Here is a 23,434-nt window from a genome sequence, read left to right as displayed (position 1 = left end):
AACCCGCCTCCCCCTCAGGAGAGGCGACCCGCCGGCCCCGGATGGGAGAATCGGGAGGTGCGGGTTCGGACCGGTGTCAGGGTCGAGGGCGTCGTGCAGGGGGTCGGGTTCCGGCCGTTCGTGCACGGTCTGGCCACGACTCTCGGTCTGGCCGGGCTCGTGGGAAACGACGCGGGCGGCGTGTTCATCGAGGTCGAGGGGGAGGACGACGCCGTCGATCGGTTCCTTCGCGGGCTGCGCGCCCCGCCGCCGCTGGCCGTGATCGAGCGGATCACGACCCGGCCGCTCCCGGCGGAGGGCGGCGGCGGATTCGCGATCGTGGGGAGCGACGCGGGCGGCCGGCGCAGCGCGCTGGTGTCCTTCGACTCCGCGACCTGCCCCGCCTGCCTGCGGGAACTGCGGGACCCCGCGGACCGGCGCCACGGCTACCCGTTCGTCAACTGCACCGACTGCGGGCCGCGGTTCACGATCGTGACGGACGTGCCGTACGACCGGCCGAACACCACGATGGCCGGGTTCGCCATGTGCGCCGACTGCGCCGCCGAGTACCACGACCCGGCCGATCGCCGGTTCCACGCCCAGCCGGTGTGCTGCCCGGCCTGCGGGCCGCGGCTCGTCCTGCGGGACCGGGAGGGACGCGAGCGGGCGGGCGATCCGATCGAGGAGGCACGCGGGCTGCTCAGGCGCGGCGGGATCGTCGCGGTGAAGGGTGTGGGCGGCTACCATCTCGCCGCCACGGCCGCGGACCGGGCCGCGGTCGCGGCCCTGCGGGCCCGCAAGCACCGGGAGGACAAGCCGTTCGCGGTGATGGCCCCCGACCTGCCGTCGGTGCGCCTCCTCGCGGACCTGGAGCCCGCCGAAGAGGCGTTGCTGACGAGCGCCGCCCGGCCGATCGTGCTGCTGCGGCGGAGGGCCGGCGCGCCGCTGGCCGAGGCCGTCGCTCCCGGCAACCGGTCGATCGGGGTGCTGCTGCCGTACACGCCGCTGCATCACCTGCTGGTGTCGGAACCGTTGGTGATGACGAGCGGGAACGTCTCCGACGAGCCGATCGCCTACCGTGACGAGGACGCCCTCGCCCGCCTGCGGGACATCGCCGACGCCTTCCTGACCCACGACCGGCCGATCCACGTGCGCACCGACGACTCGGTGGTCCGGGTCTTCCAGGGGAGGGAACTGCCGGTGCGCCGGTCCCGCGGCTACGTGCCGCGGCCGCTGCCGGTGCCCGTGGGCGGCCCGGCGGTGCTGGCCTGCGGGGCGGAGCTGAAGAACACTTTCTGCCTCGCCGAGGGCGGGCGCGCCTTCGTCTCGCACCATATCGGCGACCTTGAGAACTATGAGACGCTGCGAGCGTTCCGCGAGGGCGTCGGACACTTCGAGCGCCTCTTCGGGATCGCGCCCGCCGTGCTCGCGCACGATCTGCACCCGGAGTACCTGTCCACCAAGTACGCCGTGGAACGGGCCGAGGAGCGGGAGCTGCCGCTGATCGGTGTGCAGCACCACCACGCGCACATCGCCGCGTGCCTGGCCGACAACGAGCACGCCGGGCCGGTGATCGGGGTCGCCTTCGACGGCACCGGGTACGGCGCGGACGGCACGCTGTGGGGTGGGGAGTTCCTCCTCGCCGACCTGACCGGTTTCCAGCGGGCCGGGCACCTGCGGCCGGTGCCGCTGCCGGGCGGCGCGACGGCGATCAGGGAGCCGTGGAGGATGGCCGCCGCGTACGGTGTGCCGGCCACGCTGGACGTCGCCCGGCGCAACGCCGCCACGTGGGATCAGGTCGTCGCGGTCGGCCGGGCCGGCCTGGGCGCGCCGCCGACGTCCAGCGTGGGCCGGCTCTTCGACGCGGTCGCCGCCGTGCTCGGCGTGCGCGATCGGATCAACTACGAGGGGCAGGCCGCCGTCGAACTCGAGCAGTGCGCCGACCCAGCGGAGGGCTCGGCCTACCCGGTCAGGCTCGACGACGCCGGAGACGGCGGTCCGTCGTTCGTCGTGCCGGGCGCCGAACTCGTCCAGGCCGTCGTCGACGACCTGCTCGCCGGCACGCCCGTCCCGGCCATCGCCGGGCGGTTCCACAACGCGGTCGGCGACCTGGTGGTGGCCGCAGCCGTACGGCTGCGCGAGGCGACCGGCCTCACCACGGTCGCGCTGTCCGGCGGGGTGTTCCAGAACCTCCTGCTGCTGAAGCGCGCGGTCACCGGCCTGGAGGCCGCGGGCTTCGCCGTGCTGGTCCACCACCGCGTGCCGCCGAACGACGGCGGCATCAGCCTCGGTCAGGCCGCGGTCGCCATCGCCCGCGCGGCCACGGAGCCGGCCGGTCCGGCCCCTCGGTGACGGAGCCCCACGGGTTCACCCGGAAGCGTCGACTCACGCGAAGCGTACGTTTACTCGGCCCGGCAAGACGGGTGTCAGCGCAGGCGGAGGGCGAGGAAGAAGTCGACGCGGTCCTCCAGGCGGGCGAGATCGCGGCCGGTGAGTTCCTCGACGCGCTGGATGCGGTACCGGACCGAGTTGACGTGCAGGTGCAACCGGTCGGCGCACCTGGTCCAGGAGCCCGACACCTGCAGGAAGGTCTCCAGGGTGCGGATCAGGTCGGCGTGGTGGGCCTCGTCGTAGGCGTGGAGCGGTCCGAGCAGGCGGTCGCGGAACGTGATGCGGGCGTCGTCGGGGACGCTCGCGAGCAGCAGCGCGTGCGTGGCCAGCGCGTCCGGGCCGACGACGCGGACGGGGCCGGTGCCGTCGGCGGCCAGCCTGCGGGCGTGGCGGGCCTCGGTGACGGCGCCGCGCAGCCCCTCCACGGTGGCCGGTTCGCCGACGCCGACCGCGATGCCCCCGCCGGTGAGTCCCGGGGCCAGGACCGAGAGCGCCCGCCGGACCTGCGCGGCGAGGTCGTGGTCGGGCCCGGCGGCCGGGACCAGGGCGACGACCTCGTCCTCGAGCAGGCCCACGGCGGACCCGGCGGGCAGGATCTCGCGGAACAGCCGGTGCAGCTCGGCCGGGCGCACCGTGTCCCGGGTGCCCGCAACGACGGCGACGAGCGTGGCGGCGGTGTCCAGCCCGGCGAGTTCGAGCCGGGGGAGGATCTCGGCGGCGGGGGCGTCGGCCAGGACGAGGCGGACCAGCTCCCGGGCCAGCCGGCTCGCGGCGTTCGAGCGTTCGCCGGAGCGGGCCCGTTCGATGGCGACGATGGCGGTCAGTTCGGCGGCCAGGGCCCGGCGCTCGGCGGGCCATTCGGTGCAGTCGCCCTCGCATACGAGGAGCCAGTCGGCGACCCGCGCGGTGCCGTCCGGGGACACGGCGAACAGCGAGAGGCCGGGGCCGGGCAGCACGGCCGGCAGGCGGGGCGCCGTGAGGAAGCCGCGGGTCAGGTCGGCGGGGGACAGCGAGCCCGGCAGCTCACCGGGGCCGGCGATCAGCCGGCCGGGCGGCGCCAGCACCCAGCACCGCATGCCGAGGTCGCGGCCGACCAGGTCGAGGAGGGGGCCGAGGCCGGCGCCCTCGGTGACGCCCGCCACCAGGGTGCGGTGGCGGCCCAGCACGGCGGTCAGGTCGGCGGCGCGGGCGGTGGACAGGCGCCGCATGACCTGTTCGGTCACGCTGGCGAAGGCGACGTCCTCCGGCACGCGGAACAGCGGCAGGCCGTGCCGGTCGCAGGCCTCGACGAGGTCGGCGGGAATGGTGGCGGCCTCGGCGTCCCAGGCGGCGAGCGCGGAGACCCGGGCCCGGGTCAGGGCCCGGACGAAGACCTCGGTGTCGGCGGGCCGCGTGCGCCACACGAGCCCGGACAGGACCAGCTCACCCCCGTGCAGGTAGCGGCCGGGGTCCTTCAGGTCGGTCGTGACCACCCAGCGGATCGTCCGGTCCAGCTCGTCGTGCCCGGTGATCAGCTCCAGTCGTAGATCCGGGATGGCCAGCAATGTCCGCAGCCGCACGACCCGGCTCCCTTCATCGTCGATCGCTGGGCACCCGGCGGGAACGCCGGCGGCCGAGACTGGAGGAACCTACAGAAGACCATGAAATCGGACGATTCTGCTTCGGAGGTCCTGCGTCTCGACCTACCCAGACCGTGCTGTGTGTACTGGCCGGAACGGGGAAGGCGGGAAGGAGACGCGGTGGGAGCGGAGCAGTGGATCCCCCAGGAGGCGGACCTGCTGACCTGCTGCGCCTCCCGCCGCTGGGCCCGTACGGTCGCGGCCGGGCGGCACGGCGATCCGGCCGCGCTGCGGGCCGCCTCCGCCCGCGCTCTGGCCGAGCTGGACTGGGAGGACGTCATGGAGGCACTGGCCGCCCATCCCCGGATCGGGGACCGCGTGGCCGGATCCGGGCGGGAGGCCCGGTGGTCCCGCGGCGAGCAGTCCGGGATGGACACCGCGGCCGAGGATATCCGGCGGGCACTGGCCGAGGGCAACCTCGCGTACGAGAAGCGCTTCGGCCACGTCTTCCTGGCCTGCGCCACCGGGTGCCGCGCCGCCGAGCTGCTCGCCGGACTGCGGGCCCGCCTGGGCAACGACATCGGGACCGAACGCCGGATCGTCCGCGCCGAACTGTCGAAGATCGTCGATCTCCGCCTCGCCAGGTTGGTCAAGGAAGAAGGGCACTGAGGGATGTCCCTGTCCACCCACGTACTCGACGCCGGGGTCGGACGGCCGGCCGCGGGCGTGCCGGTGCGGCTGGAGAGCCGCGCGCCCGACGGGTCCTGGCGGCCGGTGGCCGCGGGCCGTACGGACGCCGACGGCCGGCTCGGGGACTGGCCGGCCCCGGGCGCGGGCGTCCACCGGCTGATCTTCGAGACCGAGGAGATCTCCGCGTTCTATCCCGAGGTGACGGTGGCGTTCCGGATCACCGAGCCCGATCGGCACCACCACATCCCCCTCCTGCTCAGCCCGTACGCCTATTCCACCTACCGGGGGAGCTAGCGATGCTGCTGGGCCCGAACCGGTACGGCAAGGCCGAGACCCGCGTCGTGCGGATCACCAGGGACGGCGATCTGCACGGCATCAAGGACTGCAACGTCGGCGTGGCCCTGTCCGGGGACATGGCTGCGGCCCACCTGGCCGGCGACAACGCGGCGGTGCTGCCGACGGACAGCCAGAAGAACACCGTCTTCGCCTTCGCCCGCAAGTACGGAATCGCCGAGATCGAGGAGTTCGCGCTGCTGCTGGCGCGGCACTTCGTCGACTCGCGGCCGAGCGTGCACCGCGCGCGGGTCGCGGTCGAGGAGTACTTCTGGGACCGGATCCCGGGCGAGGACGGCACCGCCGGTACGGGACACTCCTTCGTCCGCTCCGGCCGCGAGACCCGCACCTGCGTCGTCCACTACGACGGACCGTCGCGGCGGGTCACGGTCGTGTCCGGCCTGACCGGGCTGACCGTCCTGAACTCCACCGGCTCGGAGTTCCACGGCTTCGCCGAGGACGAGTTCACGACGCTCGCGCCGACGCGTGACCGCGTCCTCGCCACCGAGGTCCGCGCCGCGTGGCGGCACCGGGCCGAGCACGACGGGTACGCCGCGTCGTACGCGCGGGCGCGCCGGGCGCTGCTGGCGGCCTTCGCCGGGACGCACAGCCTTTCTCTGCAGCAGACGCTGTACGCGATGGGCTGCCGGGTACTGGAGGAGTGCGGGGAGATCTGCGAGATCCGCCTGTCGATGCCGAACAAGCACCACTTCACGGTCGACCTGGCGCCTTTCGGCCTCGACAACCCGCAGGAGGTGTTCTTCGCCGCCGACCGCCCGTACGGCCTGATCGAGGGCGCGGTCCTCGCCGAGGACGCCCCCGACGCCGGATTCGCCTGGGAGTAGCGGATGGACTTCCTACACCCCACGACCTGGGAAGAGGCGCTCGCCGCCAAGGCCGAGCGCCCGGACGCCCTGCCGATCCAGGGCGGTACCGACGTCATGGTCGAGCTGAACTTCGACCTGCGCCGCCCGTCGGCGCTGCTGGACCTGGGACCGGTCCGCGAGCTCGCCCGCTGGGAGACGCTGCCCGACGGGACCGTCCGCGTCGGGGCTGGTGTGTCGTACGCCCGGCTGATCACCGAGCTGGGCGACCGGCTGCCCGGCCTGGCCCAGGCGGCCCGTACGGTGGGCTCCCCGCAGATCCGGACGCGTGGCACGGCCGGCGGCAACCTCGGCGCGGCCTCGCCGGCCGGCGACGCGCATCCGCCGCTGCTGGCGGCGGACGCGGTCTACGAGGTCGAGTCGGCGGCGCGCGGCGTCCGGCTGATCCCGGCCACCGAGTTCTACCTCGGCGTGAAGCGCAACGCGCTCGAGCCTGACGAGCTGATCCGCGCCTTCCGAACGGCGCCGGCCGCGGGCCCGCAGTACTTCTCCAAGATCGGAACCCGCAACGCGATGGTGATCGCGGTCTGCTCGTTCGCCGTCGCGCTGTTCCCGGCCGAACGGCGGGTCGGGACCGGGCTGGGCTCCGCCGCTCCGACGCCGCGCCGCGCGTACGCGGCCGAGGAGTTCCTGGCCGCCGAGGCGGACTGGGACGCCGACCTGGACGACGCGGTGGCCGAGCGCTTCGGCGAGCTGGTCCGGACGGCCGCTAGCCCGATCGACGACGTGCGCGGCACCGCCGAGTACCGCCGGCACGCGCTCGGCGTGCTGGCGCGCCGGGCGCTGACCTGGGCGTGGCACGACCACCGGAGAGGAGCCCGCGAATGCGCGTGACGTTCACCGTCAACGGCCGCGAACAGGTCGCCGACGACGTGTGGGAGGGCGAGAGCCTGCTGTTCGTCCTGCGCGAGCGCCTCGGCCTGCTCGGCGCGAAGAACGCCTGCGAGCAGGGCGAGTGCGGCTCCTGCACGGTCTACCTCGACGGCCTGCCGGTCTGCGCGTGCCTCGTCGCGGCCGGGCAGGCGCAGGGCCGCGAGGTCCGGACGGTCGAGGGCCTGGCCGGCCCGGACGGGCTCGCGCCCGTCCAGCAGGCGTTCGCCGAGTGCGGCGCCGTGCAGTGCGGCTTCTGCACGCCCGGCCTGCTCGTGCAGGCCGACGACCTGATCACGCGGGTGCCCGAGCCCTCCGACGCGGAGATTCGCGAGGCGCTCGCGGGCAACCTGTGCCGCTGCACGGGGTACGAGAAGATCCTGGACGCCGTACGACGTGCGGCCGAGCTGAAGGCCGCGATGCGATGATCGTCGTCATCGACCACGCCTACCTCGCGCCGGTGGTCGGCGCGGAGATCCCGGACGGCCACCTGGTCATCGACGGAGACCGGATCACCGCGATCGGCCCCGGCCCGGCGCGGGCCCTCCCCGGCACGGAGCGGGTGGAGCGGATCGACGCGCGCGGCTGCCTGGTCACGCCGGGCCTGGTGAACACCCACCACCACCTCTACCAGTGGGCCTCGCAGGGCATGGCCGCGGACGACACGCTCTTCGACTGGCTGGTCACCCTCTACCGGCCGTGGGCGAAGATGGACGCCGAGGTCGTCGGCGGGGCGGCTGCCGCCGGGCTCGGCTGGCTGGCCCGGTCGGGCGCCACGACCGTCGCCGACCACCACTACATCTTCCCGAAGGGCCGCGGCGACCTGCTCGCCGCCGAGATCGACGCCGCCCGCCGCGTGGGCCTGCGCTTCCATCCCTGCCGGGGCTCGATGGACCGGGGCGAGTCGGACGGCGGACTGCCGCCCGACGAGGTGGTGGAGACGCTCGACGACATCCTCGACGCCACCGCCGCCGTGATCGACGCCTACCACGACGACTCGTTCTCCTCCATGCTGCGGATCGCGGTGGCCCCGTGCTCGCCGTTCTCCGTCAGCGAGGACCTGCTGGTCGAGTCGGCGCGCCTGGCACGTGCCACGGGCGTCCGGCTGCACACCCACCTCGCCGAGACGCTCGACGAGGAGGAGTACTGCAAGGAGCGGTTCGGCCGCACTCCGGTCGAGTACATGGAGCGGGCCGGCTGGCTCGGCGGCGACGTGTGGTTCGCGCACACGGTCCACCTGAGCGACTCCGACATCGCCGCGATGGCGGGCGCGGGCACCGGCACGGCGCACTGCCCCAGCTCGAACGCGCGGCTCGGCTCGGGCATCGCCCGCGTCCGTGACCTGCTCCACGCGGGCGTCCCGGTCGGACTGGGCGTGGACGGTCCGGCGTCGGCCGAGATGGTCCCGCTGATCGGCGAGCTCCGGCAGGCCGTGTACCTGCAGCGGGCCAGGTACGGCCCGAGCGCGCTGACCGCCCGGCAGGCCCTGGAACTCGCCACCCTCGGCGGCGCCCGTCTCCTGGGCCGGGCGGACGAGATCGGCTCGCTGGAGGCCGGCAAGCTCGCCGACATCGCCGTCTGGCGGGTCGACGGCTTCCACGCGGCCGTCGAGGATCCCGTGGTCGCGCTCGTCCACGGGCAGGCCCCGCCGCTGGCGCGACTCCTGGTGGGCGGCCGGACGGTGGTGGAGGACGACGTGCTCGTCTCCGCGCCACAGGACGAGATCGGCCGGGCCGGCGCCGACGCGCACCGCCGCCTGATGGAACTCGCGAAGGAGGTCCTGTGACGACGTCGGCCACGCGCGGGAACGTCGTCGCCCCGGGCCGGGGCGGGGTGGGCGACAGCGCGCTCCGGCCCGACGGAACGCTCAAGGTCACCGGCGAGTTCGCGTACGCCTCCGACCTGTGGATCGACGGCACGCTGTTCGGCGCGACGCTGCGCAGCCCGTACGCGCGGGCCAGGATCCGCGCCATCGACCTAGGCCCCGCCCTCGCCGTGCCCGGCGTCGAGGCGGTCCTCACGCACGAGGACGTTCCGGGCACGAAGGTGTACGGGCTGGACCACGCCGACCAGCCCGTGCTCGCCATCGGCGAGGTCCGGTACCAGGGCGAGCCGATCGCGATCGTCGCGGCCGACCACCCGGAGACGGCCCGCCGCGCCCTGGAGCGGATCAGGATCGACTGGGAGGTCCTCGAGCCGATCACCGACGCGCGCGCCGTCGTCGCCGACCCGGACGGCCGCAAGGTGCAGGAGCGCGGAGGCGTCGTCCGCCACCAACCGGTCCGCGTCGGGGACGTCGCCGCCGCCCGCGCGCGGGCGGAGGTCGTCGTCTCCGGCGAGTTCTCCGTCGGCATCCAGGACCAGGCGTTCCTCGGGCCGGAGTCCGGCCTGGCGGTCCCGGCCGAGGACGGCGGGCTCGACCTGTTCGTGGCCACCCAGTGGCTGCATCAGGACCTGCGGCAGATCGCACCGTGCCTCGGGCTGCCCCAGGAGAAGGTCCGGATGACGCTGGCCGGGGTGGGCGGGGCGTTCGGCGGCCGCGAGGACCTGTCGATGCAGATCCACGCGGGCATGCTGGCGCTGCGCACCGGCCGGCCGGTCAGGATCGTCTACAACCGGTACGAGTCGTTCTTCGGCCACGTGCACCGGCATCCCGCGCTGATGCGCTACGAGTACGGCGCGACCCGCGACGGCCGGATCGGCTACGCGACCGCCGAGATCGTCCTCGACGGCGGCGCCTACACCTCCTCCACGCCCAGCGTCGTGGCGAACGCCGCCTCGCTCGGCCTCGGCCCGTACGAGATCCCGAACCTCGAGATCGACGCCTACGGCGTCTACACCAACAACCCGCCGTGCGGCGCGATGCGCGGGTTCGGGGCGGTGCAGGCGTGCTTCGCCTACGAGTCGATGATGGACCGGCTGGGCGCGGCCTGCGGGCTCGGCCCGGTGGAGATCCGCCGGATCAACGCCGCGGGCCAGGGGTCGAAGCTGGCCACCGGCCAGGTCATCGACTCGCCGGCCCCTCTGGCCGAGATGCTCACCCGGCTGGCGGCGATGCCGATGCCGGCCGCGCCGGACCGCACCGACCTGCGGAACCTGCCGGGCGGCGTCTCCCAGACCACCCACGGCGAAGGCGTCGTCCGCGGCGTCGGCTACGGCGTGGGCATCAAGAACATCTGCTTCTCCGAGGGCTTCGACGACTACTCCACCGCGCGCGTACGGCTGGAGGTCGCCGGCGGCGAGCCCGCGGTGGTCGTGCACACCGCCGCCGCGGAGGTCGGCCAGGGCCTGGTCACGCTGCAGGAGCAGATCGCCCGGACCGAGCTGGGCGTCGACCGGGTCACCGTCGCCCCGGCCGACGACCGGGTCGGCGACGCAGGGTCGTCCTCCGCCTCCCGCCAGTCGTACATGACCGGCGGCGCGGTGCGGGCGGCCTGCGCGGCGGTCCGCGCGGAGGTCCTCGCCCTCGCCCGGACCCGGCTCGGCACCGACGACGACCTGTCGCTGGCCGGCGGGAAGGTCGTGTCGGCGTCGGCGGGCGCGGTCGCCGCGATCGCCGACGTCCTCGGCGACCGGGCCGTCGAGCACATCCGTGAGTACCGGCACCGGCCCACCGTCCCGATGGACCCGGTCACCGGGCAGGGCGACACCCACGTCCAGCTCGCGCTCTGCGTGCACCGCGCCGTGGTCGACGTCGACGTCGAGCTGGGCCTCGTCAAGGTCGTCGAGCTGGCCGCCGTCCAGGACGTCGGCAAGATCATGAACCGGCTCTCGCTGGAGGGCCAGATCCACGGCGGCACGGCGCAGGGCCTCGGGCTCGCGCTGATGGAGGAGATCGTCGTCCAGGACGGTCTCGTCCGGAACCCGTCCTTCACCGACTACCTCATCCCCACCATCCTCGACATGCCGCCGATGCGGCTGGACATCCTGGAAAGCCCCGACCCGCACGCGCCGTACGGCCTGCGCGGCGCCGGCGAACCGCCCACCCTCTCCTCGACGCCCGCCATCGTCGCGGCCGTCCGCGACGCCACCGGCCGCCCGTTGAACCGGGTACCGATCCGACCGGAGCACATATGCCGCTGATGTTCCTGAACGGCGGGGGGATGCGCGGCGGACCGCTGCACCACCTCCTCGACGGCGCCCCGATGGTCGCCGCGACGACGACCGCGCCCCGGTACCGCCTCTACTCGGTCGCCGACCGGTTCCCCGCGCTCCTCCCGGTCGCGCACGGCGGCGCCCCCGTCACCGGCGAGGTCTACGACGTGGCCCTCGACGTCCTGCGCGACCGGCTGCTGCCCGCCGAGCCGCCCGAGCTGGAACTGGGCGTGATCGAGCTCGCCGACGGCACGTCGTCCCTCGCCATGGTGCTGCGGCGCCCGCCCACGTCCTTTCCGCAGCTGCTCGACATCACCGACCACGGCGGCTGGGCCGCCTACCGGCGAACCACCCCATGAACGACTACGACCTGGTCGTACGCTCGCGGCGCACGGTCCTCCCGGACGGGGAACGGCCCGCGGCCGTGGCCGTACGGGACGGGCGGATCGCCGCCGTCACCGGCCACGACGACGCTCCGCCGGCCGGTACCCGAGTGGACCTGGGCGAGGTCGCGCTGCTCCCCGGCCTCGTCGACACCCACGTCCACGTGAACGAACCAGGCCGTACGGAGTGGGAGGGCTTCGCCACGGCGACCCGCGCGGCGGCGGCGGGCGGGGTCACCACGATCGTGGACATGCCGCTCAACTCGCTCCCGCCGGTGACCACCGCCGCCGCGCTGGCCGTCAAGAGAGACGCGGCCGCCGGCCGGTGCCGCACGGACGTCGGCTTCTGGGGCGGCGCGATCCCGGGCAACACGCCGGAACTGCGGGCACTCCACGGCCTCGGGGTGTTCGGCTTCAAGTGCTTCACCGCCGACTCCGGCGTGCCCGAGTTCCCGCCGCTGTCGTACGAGGCGATGGAGGAGGCGTTCACCGAGATCGCCTCCTTCGACGGGCTGGTCATCGTGCACGCCGAGGACCCCGGGTCCCTGTCCGTCCCGGTCGGCGGGACGTACGACGCGTTCCTGGCCTCGCGGCCGCCGAGCGCGGAACAGAAGGCGATCGAGCAGGTGATCCGGCTCGCCGAGGCGACGGGCGTACGGGCCCACATCCTGCACGTGTCGGCCGCCGACGGTGTCGAACCCCTCAGCCGGGCACGGGCCAGGGGAGTGCGGGTGAGCGCCGAGACCTGCCCGCACTACCTGACCCTGTCGGCGGCGGACGTACGGCCCGGTGCCACGCAGTTCAAGTGCTGCCCGCCCATCCGCGACGCCGCCGTACGGGACGGGCTCTGGCGCGCGCTCGCCGCCGGAGCGATCGACTGCGTCGTGTCGGACCACTCGCCGTGCCCGCCCGAGCTGAAGCGCGGCGGCTTCGACGAGGCCTGGGGCGGGATCTCCGCCCTGCAACTCGGCCTGCCCGCCGTCTGGACCGAGGCGCGCAGGCGCGGTCACGAGCTGGCGGACGTCGTGCGGTGGATGTCGGCCGCGCCCGCGGCACTGGCGGGCGTCACCGGCAAGGGCGCGATCGAGGTCGGGAACGACGCCGACCTGGTGGCCTTCGCCGCGGACGAGACGTTCACCGTCGACCCGGCGGCACTGCGCACCCGCCACCGCCTCACCCCGTACGAGGGCCGCGAGCTGACCGGCGTCGTACGGGCCACCTGGCTGCGCGGCGAGGTCGTCGACGACATGCCGCGCGGGCGCCTCCTGAGGAGGTGACGGATGGCCGACTTCACCGCGCTGCCCGATCTGGCGGTCCGGAGCCTCGGCGGCTCCGTGCCGGCCGCGAGCGACGAGTCCTTCGCGGAGCGGGAGAACCTGATCAACCCCTGGGCGGCCGAGCACCGGGCGGCGACCTTCGGGCGCAAGGGCCAGGTGTACGACGGCTGGGAGACGGCCCGGCGGCGGCCGTCGGCGCTCGACCTGGCGGTCGACGACCGCGGCCACGACTGGGCGCTCATCCGGCTCGGGCTGCCGGGCGTGATCCGGGGCGTCGTCGTCGACACCGCCTGGTTCCGGGGGAACTTCCCGCCGTACGCGTCCGTCGAGGCCTGCGCGGCCGAAGGGTACCCGTCGGTCACGGAGCTGGCCGCCCGGGACTGGACGGAGATCGTGCCGCGCGGCCCGCTGCGCGGGGATGCGCGACACCGCTTCCCGGTCGAGGCGCCGCGGCGGTTCACCCACGTCCGGCTGAACATCTTCCCGGACGGCGGCGTCGCGCGGCTCCGGGTCCACGGCGAGGTGATCCCGGACCCGCGGCTGCTCACCGGCCTCACGGTGGACCTCGCCGCCCTGGAGAACGGCGCGCGGGTCACCGGCTGCTCGAACCTGTTCTACTCCCGGCCGGAGAACATCCTGGCCCCAGGCCTGCCGCGCGACCAGGCCGAGGGCTGGGAGACCGCGCGCCGGCGCGACGACGGCAACGACTGGGTGGTGGTCGAGCTGGCCGCCCCGGGTGTGCCCAGGCTCGTCGAGATCGACACGACGCACCTGAAGTTCAACGCTCCGGGCTGGGCCGCGCTCTCCGGCCAGGACGCCCGGACATCAGGGGAGTGGACGCCGGTGCTGCCGCCGACGAGGATCCAGCCGGACGGCCGTCACCGTTTCCGGCTGCACCCGGCCCCCGAGCTGACGCACGTCCGATTGGACATCTACCCCGACGGCGGCATCGGCCGGCTCCGCGTCTGGGGCGACCTGACCGAGGCCGGCGAACGGGCCCTTCACGACCGCTGGACCGCCTTCGCCGGTTGACCACCCGTCCAGAGACCCGACCCCACCGACGAACGCGGCCGGCCCGGATCGACATCGGCCCGCTGGGGCGGGAGAGGCGCGCGGTGTAGTCTCCGGGTACTACATGTCGTAGTCGTTGGTGAGGTCATGCGTCCGCCCGGCTGGTTCCGCTTGATGCGCGCCGCGGTTTTCGCCGTGGTGTGCGGCGTGCTGTCCCTGGCCGGGCATGACCTGATGGCCTCCCGCCCGGCACCGGCGTGGGCGGGCTGGGCCGCTGTCGCGGGGGTGACCGCGGTCGGCTACCACCTGGCGGACCGGCGCCGGTCCGCGTGGTGGATCCTGCTGGCGGTCGAGGGCGCTCAGCTGTGCCTGCACGAGTGGTTCGCCTGGGCCACTCCCGCCGATCCCGGCCCGACGCCCGCGCACCTGGCCATGACCATGCACGGTGGGATGCACACCGCCATGAGCTCGGGTGCGGCCTCGTCGATGAACCACGGATCCGGAGCGTCCGGCCTGGGCATGGCCGGGGCGCACGCGCTCGCCGGAGCGCTGGTCGCGCTGTGGCTGTACGCGGGGGAGCGGGCCGCCTGGCGTGCGCTGGCCGTACTCGCCGAGGCGGTGCTCGGCCGCGCCCTGCGGGTCCTTCTTTTGCTGGCGTACATCGATCTCGCGGCCTCGCGGCGGCCCGCCGGGGCGCGGCGTCGGCGGGGCGCGGACCAGACGCCCCCGGCCATGGCCGTGTTGCGGCACTTCCTGGTCCGGCGTGGCCCTCCTCGGGGCAGCGGCGCCGTTCTCCGCGTCGCCATGTGATTCACGGCTCTTTTCCGCGCGCTCACCCAGGTCGTTTCGCGCCTTGAACCCGGTCCCGCCTACGCGTGGCCGGGGCGTTTCGCGCTGCCTCGTGGGACGAGGAACGGGCCGTGATCACCATCATCGTCGTTCGCCTGCCCTTCTCCCGAGGAGTACCCATGTCCTTCACGCATGGCGCCAAGCGCCTGCTGACCGGTTCCGGCGTCGTCGCGGCCGCCATCGTCGCGCTGGCCGTGCCCGCTTCCGCGCATGTCACCATCAACCCGAGCACCGCCGAGCCGGGCGGTTACGGCGCGTTCAACATCCGGGTCCCCAATGAGGAGCCGGACGCCGACACCACGAAGGTGCAGTTGTATCTGCCCACCGACCACCCGATCGCGTCGGTGTCGGTGCAGCCGCTGCCCGGCTGGACGGCCGAGGTCACCAAGAGCCGGCTGCCCAAGCCGATCAAGGTCGAAGGCGGCGAGCTCACCGAGGCCGTCACGGCGATCACCTGGTCCGGCGGGAAGATCGAGCCCGGACAGTTCCAGCAGTTCTGGGTATCGATGGGGGCGCTGCCGACCGACACCCCGAAGCTGTACTTCAAGGCCCTGCAGACCTACACCGACCACAGCGGCAAGACCAGCGTCGTGCGCTGGATCGACCTGCCCACCGGTGGCCCCGAGCCGGAGCACCCGGCGCCGTCCCTCACCCTGGCCAAGGCGACCGCGCCGCAGGCGAAGCCGATCGTGAAGAAGACCGAGAACGGCACGGGGACCGCCCTGGGCGCCGCGGGCCTGGTCGCCGGACTGCTCGCCCTCGGCGTCGCCGTCGTCGCCCTGCGCCGATCCGGTAGGTCGACCGGCGCATGAGGATCGCTCACATCCGCCCGGCGGCCAGGACGGCCGGGCGGCGCTCCCGTATGCCCGCGCAAGGACGTGAAGTGGCGGTTCGCTCCGATACGAAGCAACCGCTGACGGCGCCACCGTCCCCGCTGGTCCTGTGCTTCGCGGCGCTGCTCGTCGCGCTGTTCGCGGTCTCGTTCGCCGTCGGGCGGCTGGTCGGGCCGGTCGCACCGGGCATGCACCGCACCGCGCCCGGCACCGCACCGGCCGACGAACGCGATATGGGCGGCATGACCATGCCAGGAGGACATCGGTGAGTGCCCAGACCACCGACCTGGCCATCGAGGGGATGACCTGCGGTGCGTGCGTGTCCCGGTTGGAGAAGCGGCTGGGCCGGATCGACGGGGTGAGCGCGGCGGTGAACCTGGCCACCGGCCAGGCTCGGGTCACCCACCCGGCCTCGGTCACCAGCGAAGACCTGATCGGCGCGGTGCAGCGCGCCGGATACCGCGGCCGCCTGGTACGCCACACTCCGGAACAGGCTCCCGAGGAGGATCGGACCGGTCGGCGCACACGCGATCGCGTCATCGTGCTGACCGTACTCACGGTTCCCGTCCTCGTCCTGTCGATGACCCCGGTATTGCAGTTCCGCGACTGGCAGTGGCTGTGCCTGGCACTGGCCGCCCCCATCGCCACCTGGGGTGCGTGGCCGTTCCACCGGCGCGCGGTGGCCGGCCTTCGGCACGCCACGGCGACCATGGACACCCTCGTCAGCCTCGGCGTGCTGGTCTCGTTCACCTGGTCGGTGTACGCGCTGTTCATCGGCGGCGCGGGCACGCCCGGGATGCGGATGCCGTTCGCCTGGACGGCCACCCCGGAGGACGCGAGCGCGCACCTGTACCTCGAAGCCGCCGGCGGCGTCACGTTGTTCGTCTCGATCGGCCGGTACCTCGAAGCCCGCGCCCGGCGGCGTACCGGATCCGCGCTGGCGACCCTGAACGCGCTCGCCCCCACGGAGGCGCACCTGCCGGACGGCCGCCGCATCCCGATCGGCGAGCTGCGGCCCGGTCAGCGGTTCATCGTCCGGCCCGGACAGACCGTCGCCACCGACGGCGTCATCGTCGAGGGAGCCTCGGCCCTGGACACCCGCCTGCTGACCGGCGAGGCGGTCCCAGCCGAGTACGGTCCCGGAGACCTGATGACCGGCGGGACCTCCAACGTCGGCGGCGCACTCGTGGTCCGCGCCACCGCCGTCGGCGGCGACACCCGGCTCGCGAAGATCACCGCACTGGTCGGCGAGGCGCAGCTCGGCAAGGCGCGGGCACAGCGCCGCGCCGACCAGATCGCCGGGGTCTTCGTGCCGATGGTGCTGGCGATCGCGGTCACCGCGCTCGGGTTCTGGCTCGGAGCCGGTGCCGACCCCGGCGCGGCGATCAGCACGAGCATCGCCGTGCTCGTGGTCGCCTGCCCCTGCGCACTGGGGCTCGCCACCCCCTTGGCGCTGCTGGCCGCCACGGGAGCCGGCGCTCGCCACGGCGTGCTGATCAGCGGCCCGGACGCCCTGGAACGACTCGGCCGGATCGACACGGTCGTGCTCGACAAGACCGGCACGCTCACGACAGGCCGCATGACGCTGCTGGAGACCACCACCGCACCCGGCGTGAACGCCGACGAAGCGCTGCGGCTGGCGGGCGCCCTCGAAGACCGGTCCGAGCACCCGATCGGCCGCGCCATCGCGCAGGCGGCACGCTCCGGCGGCTCGCTGCCCGAGGCGGACGGATTCCGCGCCATTGCCGGCCACGGGGTGTGTGGGGTGGTGGACGGCCGGTCGATCAGCGTGGGCCGCTGGGCCGGCGAGCCGCTGCCCACATCGCTGGGGGCCGCGGTCGACCGCGCTGACCACGACGGCCACACCAGCGTCCTCCTGCGGATCGAGGACCGGCCGGTCGCGGTGTTCGCGGTCGGGGACGGTCTGCGCGACGGCGCCCGGGAGGCCGTCGCCCGCCTGCACCGGATGGGACTGCGTACGGTGCTGGCCACCGGAGACCGCCCCGCACCCGCACGCGCCGTCGCCGACCGGCTCGGCATCGACGACCGGCACGCCGAACTCGATCCCACCGGCAAGGCCGACATCGTCACCGACCTGCGCGGACAAGGCCGTGTCGTCGCCGCGGTCGGTGACGGCGTCAACGACACCGTGGCGCTCGCCGGCGCGGACCTCGGCATCGCGGTCGCCGACGGCACCGACGCCGCCATCGGCGCCGCCGATGTCACACTCATGCGCTCCGACGTCAGCGCGATCGCCGACGCCATCGTCATCGCCCGCCGCGCCAGCACGACGATCAAGGTCAACCTGGCGTGGGCGTTCGCCTACAACCTCATCACCATCCCCCCGGCCGCACTCGGGCGGCTGAACCCGATGCTGGCGGCGGCCGCCATGTCGCTGAGCTCGCTGCTGGTCGCCGGCAACAGCCTGCGGCTGTTGCGCGGGAGGAGGACATGAGCGCCGTACGGGCCACCGTTCTGGCGAGCGCGGTGACACTGGCGCTGCTGGCGGCCTGGACCCTGACCGGCCTGGCCGGGAGCCCCGCTCGGATCCGGGTCTCCGGCGCGTGGGTGATGGCGCCCACCGCCGCGCAGACCGGGGCCTACTTCACCATCGTCAACACCGGCCACCAGAACGACGAACTGCTGAGCGTCAGCACACCGGACTCCTCGTCGGCGATGCTCATCCGTCACTCGTACGCGGCAGGGGTCGGGCGGATGACCATGCTCGACGGCCTGGCCCTTCCCGCCCATACGGACGTGCGCATGACGCCCTACACCACCAACGTCATGATCCGGCCACGTGGACCACTGCCCGTCGGCCGCAGAGTGCCGTTCACGCTGACGTTCCGGTACGGCGGCACGATGCGCGTCACCGCTGTGGTCGCCCCTCCCGGCAGTGGGTCCGCCGCGCCCTGACGCTCGAGACCTGCCCCATCATCTCGCGAAGGAATCACTCACCATGCTCGTACGCAGGCCGAACCTGACGGCCCTGTGCGCCTTCACCGCAGCCCTCGCCCTGACCGCCGCCGGATGCGGGAAGGCCCCCGACCGAAGCACGTCCGTGACACGCGAGGCGGCGCCCGGGAGGACCGCCTACCCGTTGACCTTCGACAACTGCGGCCAGAAGGTCGGCTTCACCCGGCCACCGAGCCGGGTGCTGATTCTCAACGGGACGTCGGTGGGGGAGGTGGAGAGCTTCATCATGCTCGGGCTGACCGGGCGCATCCTGGCGAACGTCCAGCACTACGGCGTGTCGGACGACCCGTCGATGGTCGCGGCGATCAAGGCGCTGCCCACTCGTGGCCTGACGACGAACAAGAACTTCGACGTCCCCGCCGAGCAGGTTCTGGCGGCGAAACCCGATCTGGTGGTCTCCACCTGGTCCGGCGGGTTCGACGCCAGGAACGGATTCGCGACCCGGGAGCAGCTCGCCGCCGCGGGCATCAATTCCCTCGTCAACCCGGTCAACTGCGCGATGGGGAAGCCGAACGCGTCTTCGGCGGAGAAGGAGGCGCTGCGGCACGCGTCGATCGAGTCATCGTTCCAGTTCATGACCCTGCTCGGACGGATCTTCGACGTGCAGGTCAAGGCGGCGCAGGTCGTGGCCGGGCTCCGTGCCCGCGTGCGAGCCGTTCAGGCGAAGGCCGCGGGGGCGCCGCCGCGCAAGGTGCTCATCGCGTATCCGGGGATGTCGATGATGAACGCCAACGGCCTGCCCGCGGTCATGACCGGCGGCATCTACGACGACGTGATCAAGGCCGCCGGCGGCCAGAACTCCTTCGCGGGACGAGGAGAGGACACCACACGGACCCTCAACGCCGAGCAGCTGGCCGCCGCGCAGGTGGACGTCCTGGTCGTCGGCGTCTTCACCCCCGATGAGAAGCCGGCCGAAGAGGCGCGGCGGCTGTTCGCGGCCTATCCGCAGTGGCAGGCGTCGAAGACCGGCACCTACGCGGTCGTCTCCGACGGCGCGTATCTGGGACCGATGAACGCCTGGGCGGTCGAGAAGCTGGCGAAGGTGATCCACTCCGATGGCTGAACGACTCGACCGGCCGCATCTGGTCTCCGGCCGCGCGACCGGCGTACTGATCGCCGGGCTGGCGACGGCCGTGCTCATGGCGTCCCTGGTGGCGATCTCGATCGGCTCGGTGACGCTGCCGATCGGCGCGGTGTGGCGGGTGGTCGGCGCGCACCTGACCGGCCGGACCCACGGGATCGATCCGCTCCGCGACCAGGTCGTCTGGCAGATCCGCACTCCACGGGTGCTCCTCGCGGCGGCCGCCGGTGCGGGCTTGAGCGTCGCGGGCGTCGCCCTGCAGGCGCTCGTCCGCAACCCGCTCGCCGACCCGTACGTCCTAGGCGTGTCCTCGGGCGCGTCGCTGGGCGCGGTGCTGGTCGCCGCGCTCGGGACGACGGCGCTCGGCGGAATCGGGGTCACCGGCGCCGCGTTCGGCACGGCCCTGCTGAGCGTGCTGGTCGTCTACCTCCTGGCCCAGCGTGCCGGCCGCCTGCTGGACTCCCGGCTGGTGCTGGCCGGTGTCGCCGTCGGCTACCTGTGCTCGGCGGCGACCAGCTATGTACAGCTCCAGCTCGACCCCACGCAGTTGCAGGGCTTGATGTTCTGGCTCATGGGCAGCGTCGCCGGTGGTACCTGGCACAGCCTCGGCGTGCCCGCGGTCGTGATCGGGCTCTGCCTGATCTACCTGCTGTCGCAGGCTCGGAACCTGAACGCGCTCGCCGGGGGCGACGACGCCGCCGCCGGACTGGGGGTGCCGGTCCAGACGCTGCGCGTCACACTGCTCATCGTCGCATCACTGCTGACGGCCACGGTGGTGAGCGTCGCCGGCGGGATCGCCTTCATCGGGCTGATGGTGCCCCACATGGCCCGGTTCATCGTCGGCGGTGACCACCGGCGCGTCCTGCCCGTCGCGCTGCTCCTCGGCGCAGTCTTCCTCGTCCTGGTCGACCTGGCCTCCCGTACGGTCGACCGCCCGGAGGAGCTCCCGATCGGGATCTTCACCACCGCCCTGGGCGTGCCCTTCTTCCTGTGGCTGCTGCGACGGCGCGCCGGGGGGAGGATCTGATGCGACTCACCATCGCGGGCCTGTCCGTCCGCATCGACGACCATCCCATCCTGTCCGACATCGAGCTGACCGCCGAACCCGGAGAGTTCGTCGCCCTCATCGGGCCCAACGGCAGCGGCAAGTCGACCCTACTGCGCACCGTGTACCGGGCGCTTCGTCCCGCCGGCGGGATCGTGTGCCTGGACGGCGACGACCTGTGGGCGATGCGGCACCGCGAGGCCGCACGCCGCCGCGCGGTCGTCACCCAGCACGGCGACGTGGACGCCGAACTCTCCGTCGCCGAGGTCGTCACCATGGGCCGGACCCCGCACAAAGGGCTCCTCGAACGCGAAGACGGCACCGACCGCGCCATCGTCCACTCCTCGCTCGAACGGGTCGGGATGGGGGCACAGGCCGGACGGCTCTTCTCGACCCTGTCCGGCGGCGAGCGACAGCGTGTCCTGCTGGCGCGGGCGCTGGCGCAACAAGCCCCGCTCCTCGTCCTGGACGAGCCCACCAACCACCTGGACATCCGAGCCCGGCTGGATCTGCTGGACCTCGTCCGCGACCTCGGCCTGACCGTGCTCGCGGCGCTGCACGACCTGGACCACGCCGCCGCTTACGCCGACCGCGTCGTCGTGCTGCACAACGGCCGGATCGCCGCCGGAGGCCCGCCGCCGGAGGTCCTCACCCCCGAGCTGATCGCCCAGGTCTTCGGGGTCCGCGCGCACATCGGCTCCCACCCCATCACCGGCCGGCCGCACATCGCCGTGGCCTCACCACTCGAGTGAGCGCCCGCGCCGACCGGAGATCGACGTGATCGCGTCAGGCGCTCGATTCCGCCCGAGCGGGTGCCGCATGAGCGGACGAGTCCTCCTAAGCGCCGGGTTCCGGCGTCCGGCCCATGCGGTGCAGCAGCGGAGGTCAGAGGCAGCACCAGCAGTAGAGCCGGTGGTCGGCCCGCCGGGCGCGACGGGCCAGCGCGACGAACCCCTCGATGATGTCCCGCGCGGCGACGACGTCCATATGGCCGCGGAATTCCTCGATGTGCGCCCACTGATCGGCGATCGAGGGCAGGGCGAGGTCATCGACGTCTGCCAGCGTGTCGCGGAGCCGGTCGTCGAGTTCGACCAGCCAGGGACCGCTGTTCCACGGCGAGTCCTCGGGAAGCCGGTCGTACTCCTCGAGCGAGGCGGGCTTCGATTCTTCCGGAGGCCACACTCCGACGGTCTTGACCAGATCGACGCTCCACGGCACGTTTCCCATGAACGCGATCAGCTGTCCGAGGATGACATCGGGGTCGATTCCCTTGGCGTCGAGCGCGTCGATGTCCGTGTGCACGGTCGCCGGGCCGGACGGTGTTCCATCGCCCTCGTCGAGCAGCCGGAACGCTGTTCCAGCGTCCGGCGCCCGGAAGTAGTCGTACAGCACGCCCACGGTCACTCGTCTCCGCGTTCGGGAAGCAGCGGGCGCATGAAGGTCCGTTCGTAGCGGAGCACGCACCCGCTCTCGTCCCTGATGCGATCGGCCGCGACGAAGTCGGGGTCGACGCCGAAGAGCTTGCGGTACTCCTCGTAGGCGGCGAGGCTGGGAAAGCTGAACAGGGCGAGGGCCTTGTCGCTGGCGCCTTCGGCCGGCAGGAAGTATCCGTGGTGCGTGCCACCGTGGCGATCGACCAGTTCCATCCAGCGGCGGCTGAAGCGTTCGAACGCGTCGATCTTCGCCGGATCGATCACGTACTCAACGACACAAGTGATCACAGTTGACCCTACAACGCTTGTGATCACGACCCGGGGGCGGCGAGCATCCCGCCATGGCCGCCAGGCATCCGGTCGGACGGGTCAGGCGGGTGTGGCCCTTGGGGGAATGTCACGCTTCGCATTGGATATCTAGAGTTCGACACATGGTCGATGGTCCTCGGATGACCCTGCAGACGATGCTCGTCCTGAACGTGATGCTGGCCGATCCGGCGAAGCGGCGCTTCGGGCTCGAACTGTGCGCGGAGACCGGTCAGCCCAGCGGCACGATCTATCCGATCCTGGCCCGGCTGGAGCGGTTCGGCTGGATCGAAGGCCGCAAGGAGTCCCCGGCCGAGCACCTGGCCGAGGGGCGACGCGCCCGCTACTACTACACGCTCACCGACGAGGGCGCCGTGCGTGCCCGCGCGGCTCTCGAACGGGCCCGGCGATCCCGCGGAGCGGCCGCCGGCCTCCGGACGGCGACCCCGTGAACGCCGTCCTGGAACCACTGCTGGCACGACTGCCCGACGATCTTCCGGCCACGGAGCGTGACAGGATCCGGCGCGCGTACGAGTTCGCGTCCCGCTGCCACGAAGGCCGGTTCCGCAAGAGCGGTGACCCGTACATCACCCATCCGCTGGCGGTCGCGGAGATCGCCGCCGGCTCGGGCCTGGACGGCGCGACCGTCTGCGCCGCTCTGCTTCATGACGTCATCGAGGACACCGGATGCGACGCCGCCCGGCTCCGCGAGGAGTTCGGCGACGAGATCGCCATCCTGGTCGAGAGCGTGACCGAGCTGGATCGCCGGCACGACGAGGCGGCCATCGACACCGCCGACGATCGCGTGCTCGCGTTGAAGGTGCTCGACCGGCTGCACAACATGCGCACCCTGCGCTACCTGGACGAGGACAAGCAGCGGCTGAAGTGCCGGCACACGCTGGACCTGATGGCGCCGCTCGCCCGGCGGCTCGGCCTGCGCGACGTCTCCGACGAGCTCGCCTCGATCGCCCGCGATCACCTGGCCGTCCTGTCCGAGGACACCGGTGCGATCTGCCGGGCGCTCGCGCTCGGCGCGCTGCTGCTCCCGGCCACGGCCAGGTCGCGTTATCTGGACGAATGGCTCGGCGAGCTCGATGTCCTGCCGAGCCGCCCTGACCGGATCCGCTTCGTATTACGGCTCATCCTCGGCATGCCCGCGCTGGCCTTGACCCTGCGCCGCCCGGCGCGCGCCACCCCGGCCCACTGGCTCCTCGCCGCTCTCCGCTGGATCCTGCGAACGGACCTGCGCACGTGGGTTCCGCTGACACTCCTGGTCGGCTGGATGATCGTGGAGACCGCCCGGACGAGCGTCGTCGACGCCACGGTCACCCTGATCACCGTGCCGCCCGTCCTGCACGCCGGGGTCGCCCGTCTGCGCGCGAGGCTCGGCATCGGCGAATCGGACGAGACGTCCTCGTAGCCGGTCCCGACGCGAAGAG

24 protein-coding genes are annotated in these 23,434 nt (G+C 73.1%); 21 read left to right on the top strand and 3 right to left on the bottom strand.

Going from position 1 to position 23,434, the window contains the following annotated elements; all coding sequences use genetic code 11:
* The first annotated feature begins 57 nt into the window (after nucleotides 1-57).
* The gene (gene hypF, locus ABD978_RS05645) at nucleotides 58-2,331 is read left to right on the top strand and encodes a carbamoyltransferase HypF (RefSeq protein ID WP_345349372.1); all 2,274 of its coding nucleotides are present in this window, start codon (nucleotides 58-60) and stop codon (nucleotides 2,329-2,331) included.
* 74 nt (nucleotides 2,332-2,405) lie between these two features.
* Here the strand turns inward: hypF and ABD978_RS05640 are convergent, their stop codons facing one another.
* Nucleotides 2,406-3,929, bottom strand: coding sequence for a PucR family transcriptional regulator (locus tag ABD978_RS05640; RefSeq protein ID WP_345349369.1), 1,524 nt, complete (start codon nucleotides 3,927-3,929; stop codon nucleotides 2,406-2,408).
* A gap of 180 nt (nucleotides 3,930-4,109) precedes the next feature.
* Here ABD978_RS05640 and uraD point away from each other — a divergent pair, with 180 nt between their 5' ends.
* The 18 genes from uraD (at nucleotide 4,110) to ABD978_RS05550 (ending at nucleotide 21,008) form a co-directional block, all read left to right on the top strand.
* A complete protein-coding gene (uraD, locus tag ABD978_RS05635; protein ID WP_345349366.1) occupies nucleotides 4,110-4,598 on the top strand; it encodes a 2-oxo-4-hydroxy-4-carboxy-5-ureidoimidazoline decarboxylase in 489 nt (162 codons plus the stop codon).
* A gap of 3 nt (nucleotides 4,599-4,601) precedes the next feature.
* Nucleotides 4,602-4,913, top strand: coding sequence for a hydroxyisourate hydrolase (gene uraH / locus ABD978_RS05630; protein WP_345349363.1), 312 nt, complete (start codon nucleotides 4,602-4,604; stop codon nucleotides 4,911-4,913).
* Between the two features lie 2 nt (nucleotides 4,914-4,915).
* On the top strand, nucleotides 4,916-5,797 hold the full coding sequence (gene pucL, locus ABD978_RS05625) for a factor-independent urate hydroxylase (protein WP_345349360.1): 882 nt from the start codon (nucleotides 4,916-4,918) through the stop codon (nucleotides 5,795-5,797).
* 3 nt (nucleotides 5,798-5,800) lie between these two features.
* Nucleotides 5,801-6,670, top strand: coding sequence for an FAD binding domain-containing protein (locus ABD978_RS05620; protein WP_345349357.1), 870 nt, complete (start codon nucleotides 5,801-5,803; stop codon nucleotides 6,668-6,670).
* Entirely contained in the window at nucleotides 6,661-7,134 is a 474-nt protein-coding gene (locus tag ABD978_RS05615) for a (2Fe-2S)-binding protein (protein WP_345349354.1), read from the top strand. Before ABD978_RS05620 ends, ABD978_RS05615 begins: the two co-directional genes overlap by 10 nt.
* Complete coding sequence (locus ABD978_RS05610; protein WP_345349351.1) at nucleotides 7,131-8,492, top strand: 8-oxoguanine deaminase; 1,362 nt, start codon at nucleotides 7,131-7,133, stop codon at nucleotides 8,490-8,492. The genes ABD978_RS05615 and ABD978_RS05610 overlap by 4 nt, the downstream gene beginning before the upstream one ends.
* Nucleotides 8,489-10,789: a molybdopterin cofactor-binding domain-containing protein gene (locus ABD978_RS05605; RefSeq protein ID WP_345349348.1), complete on the top strand. Its 2,301-nt coding sequence runs from the start codon at nucleotides 8,489-8,491 to the stop codon at nucleotides 10,787-10,789. Before ABD978_RS05610 ends, ABD978_RS05605 begins: the two co-directional genes overlap by 4 nt.
* Complete coding sequence (locus tag ABD978_RS05600; protein ID WP_345349345.1) at nucleotides 10,780-11,160, top strand: allophanate hydrolase-related protein; 381 nt, start codon at nucleotides 10,780-10,782, stop codon at nucleotides 11,158-11,160. Before ABD978_RS05605 ends, ABD978_RS05600 begins: the two co-directional genes overlap by 10 nt.
* Nucleotides 11,157-12,461 carry an allantoinase AllB gene (allB, locus tag ABD978_RS05595; protein WP_345349342.1) on the top strand — a complete coding sequence of 435 codons (1,305 nt, stop codon included), beginning with the start codon at nucleotides 11,157-11,159 and terminating at the stop codon, nucleotides 12,459-12,461. Before ABD978_RS05600 ends, allB begins: the two co-directional genes overlap by 4 nt.
* A 3-nt stretch (nucleotides 12,462-12,464) precedes the next feature.
* Complete coding sequence (alc, locus tag ABD978_RS05590; protein ID WP_345349339.1) at nucleotides 12,465-13,493, top strand: allantoicase; 1,029 nt, start codon at nucleotides 12,465-12,467, stop codon at nucleotides 13,491-13,493.
* Nucleotides 13,494-13,646: 153 nt separating this feature from the next.
* Complete coding sequence (locus ABD978_RS05585) at nucleotides 13,647-14,282, top strand: hypothetical protein (RefSeq protein ID WP_345349336.1); 636 nt, start codon at nucleotides 13,647-13,649, stop codon at nucleotides 14,280-14,282.
* A 158-nt stretch (nucleotides 14,283-14,440) separates the two neighbouring features.
* Complete coding sequence (locus ABD978_RS05580) at nucleotides 14,441-15,133, top strand: YcnI family copper-binding membrane protein (RefSeq protein WP_345349333.1); 693 nt, start codon at nucleotides 14,441-14,443, stop codon at nucleotides 15,131-15,133.
* Between the two features lie 71 nt (nucleotides 15,134-15,204).
* A complete protein-coding gene (locus ABD978_RS05575) occupies nucleotides 15,205-15,423 on the top strand; it encodes a hypothetical protein (RefSeq protein WP_345349330.1) in 219 nt (72 codons plus the stop codon).
* The gene (locus ABD978_RS05570; protein WP_345349327.1) at nucleotides 15,420-17,609 is read left to right on the top strand and encodes a heavy metal translocating P-type ATPase; all 2,190 of its coding nucleotides are present in this window, start codon (nucleotides 15,420-15,422) and stop codon (nucleotides 17,607-17,609) included. The genes ABD978_RS05575 and ABD978_RS05570 overlap by 4 nt, the downstream gene beginning before the upstream one ends.
* A complete protein-coding gene (locus ABD978_RS05565) occupies nucleotides 17,606-18,070 on the top strand; it encodes a copper chaperone PCu(A)C (protein ID WP_345349324.1) in 465 nt (154 codons plus the stop codon). Before ABD978_RS05570 ends, ABD978_RS05565 begins: the two co-directional genes overlap by 4 nt.
* A gap of 43 nt (nucleotides 18,071-18,113) precedes the next feature.
* The gene (locus ABD978_RS05560; protein WP_345349321.1) at nucleotides 18,114-19,193 is read left to right on the top strand and encodes an ABC transporter substrate-binding protein; all 1,080 of its coding nucleotides are present in this window, start codon (nucleotides 18,114-18,116) and stop codon (nucleotides 19,191-19,193) included.
* Nucleotides 19,186-20,238, top strand: coding sequence for a FecCD family ABC transporter permease (locus ABD978_RS05555; RefSeq protein WP_345349318.1), 1,053 nt, complete (start codon nucleotides 19,186-19,188; stop codon nucleotides 20,236-20,238). Before ABD978_RS05560 ends, ABD978_RS05555 begins: the two co-directional genes overlap by 8 nt.
* Complete coding sequence (locus tag ABD978_RS05550; RefSeq protein ID WP_345349315.1) at nucleotides 20,238-21,008, top strand: ABC transporter ATP-binding protein; 771 nt, start codon at nucleotides 20,238-20,240, stop codon at nucleotides 21,006-21,008. The genes ABD978_RS05555 and ABD978_RS05550 overlap by 1 nt, the downstream gene beginning before the upstream one ends.
* A gap of 133 nt (nucleotides 21,009-21,141) precedes the next feature.
* On the opposite strand, the gene ABD978_RS05545 is transcribed toward ABD978_RS05550, so the two are convergent.
* Nucleotides 21,142-21,660: a hypothetical protein gene (locus tag ABD978_RS05545; RefSeq protein ID WP_345349312.1), complete on the bottom strand. Its 519-nt coding sequence runs from the start codon at nucleotides 21,658-21,660 to the stop codon at nucleotides 21,142-21,144.
* Nucleotides 21,657-21,953 carry an NIPSNAP family protein gene (locus ABD978_RS05540; RefSeq protein WP_345349309.1) on the bottom strand — a complete coding sequence of 99 codons (297 nt, stop codon included), beginning with the start codon at nucleotides 21,951-21,953 and terminating at the stop codon, nucleotides 21,657-21,659. The genes ABD978_RS05545 and ABD978_RS05540 overlap by 4 nt, the downstream gene beginning before the upstream one ends.
* A gap of 167 nt (nucleotides 21,954-22,120) precedes the next feature.
* Here ABD978_RS05540 and ABD978_RS05535 point away from each other — a divergent pair, with 167 nt between their 5' ends.
* Entirely contained in the window at nucleotides 22,121-22,447 is a 327-nt protein-coding gene (locus ABD978_RS05535) for a PadR family transcriptional regulator (protein ID WP_345349306.1), read from the top strand.
* The gene (locus tag ABD978_RS05530) at nucleotides 22,444-23,415 is read left to right on the top strand and encodes an HD domain-containing protein (protein WP_345349303.1); all 972 of its coding nucleotides are present in this window, start codon (nucleotides 22,444-22,446) and stop codon (nucleotides 23,413-23,415) included. Before ABD978_RS05535 ends, ABD978_RS05530 begins: the two co-directional genes overlap by 4 nt.
* Nucleotides 23,416-23,434: the final 19 nt, after the last annotated feature.

Source organism: Actinoallomurus liliacearum (assembly GCF_039542035.1).
GTDB classification, from domain to species: Bacteria; Actinomycetota; Actinomycetes; order Streptosporangiales; family Streptosporangiaceae; genus Actinoallomurus; species Actinoallomurus liliacearum.
Note: the sequence above shows the minus strand (reverse complement) of the source record. Positions and strands in the feature narration are given on the sequence as shown.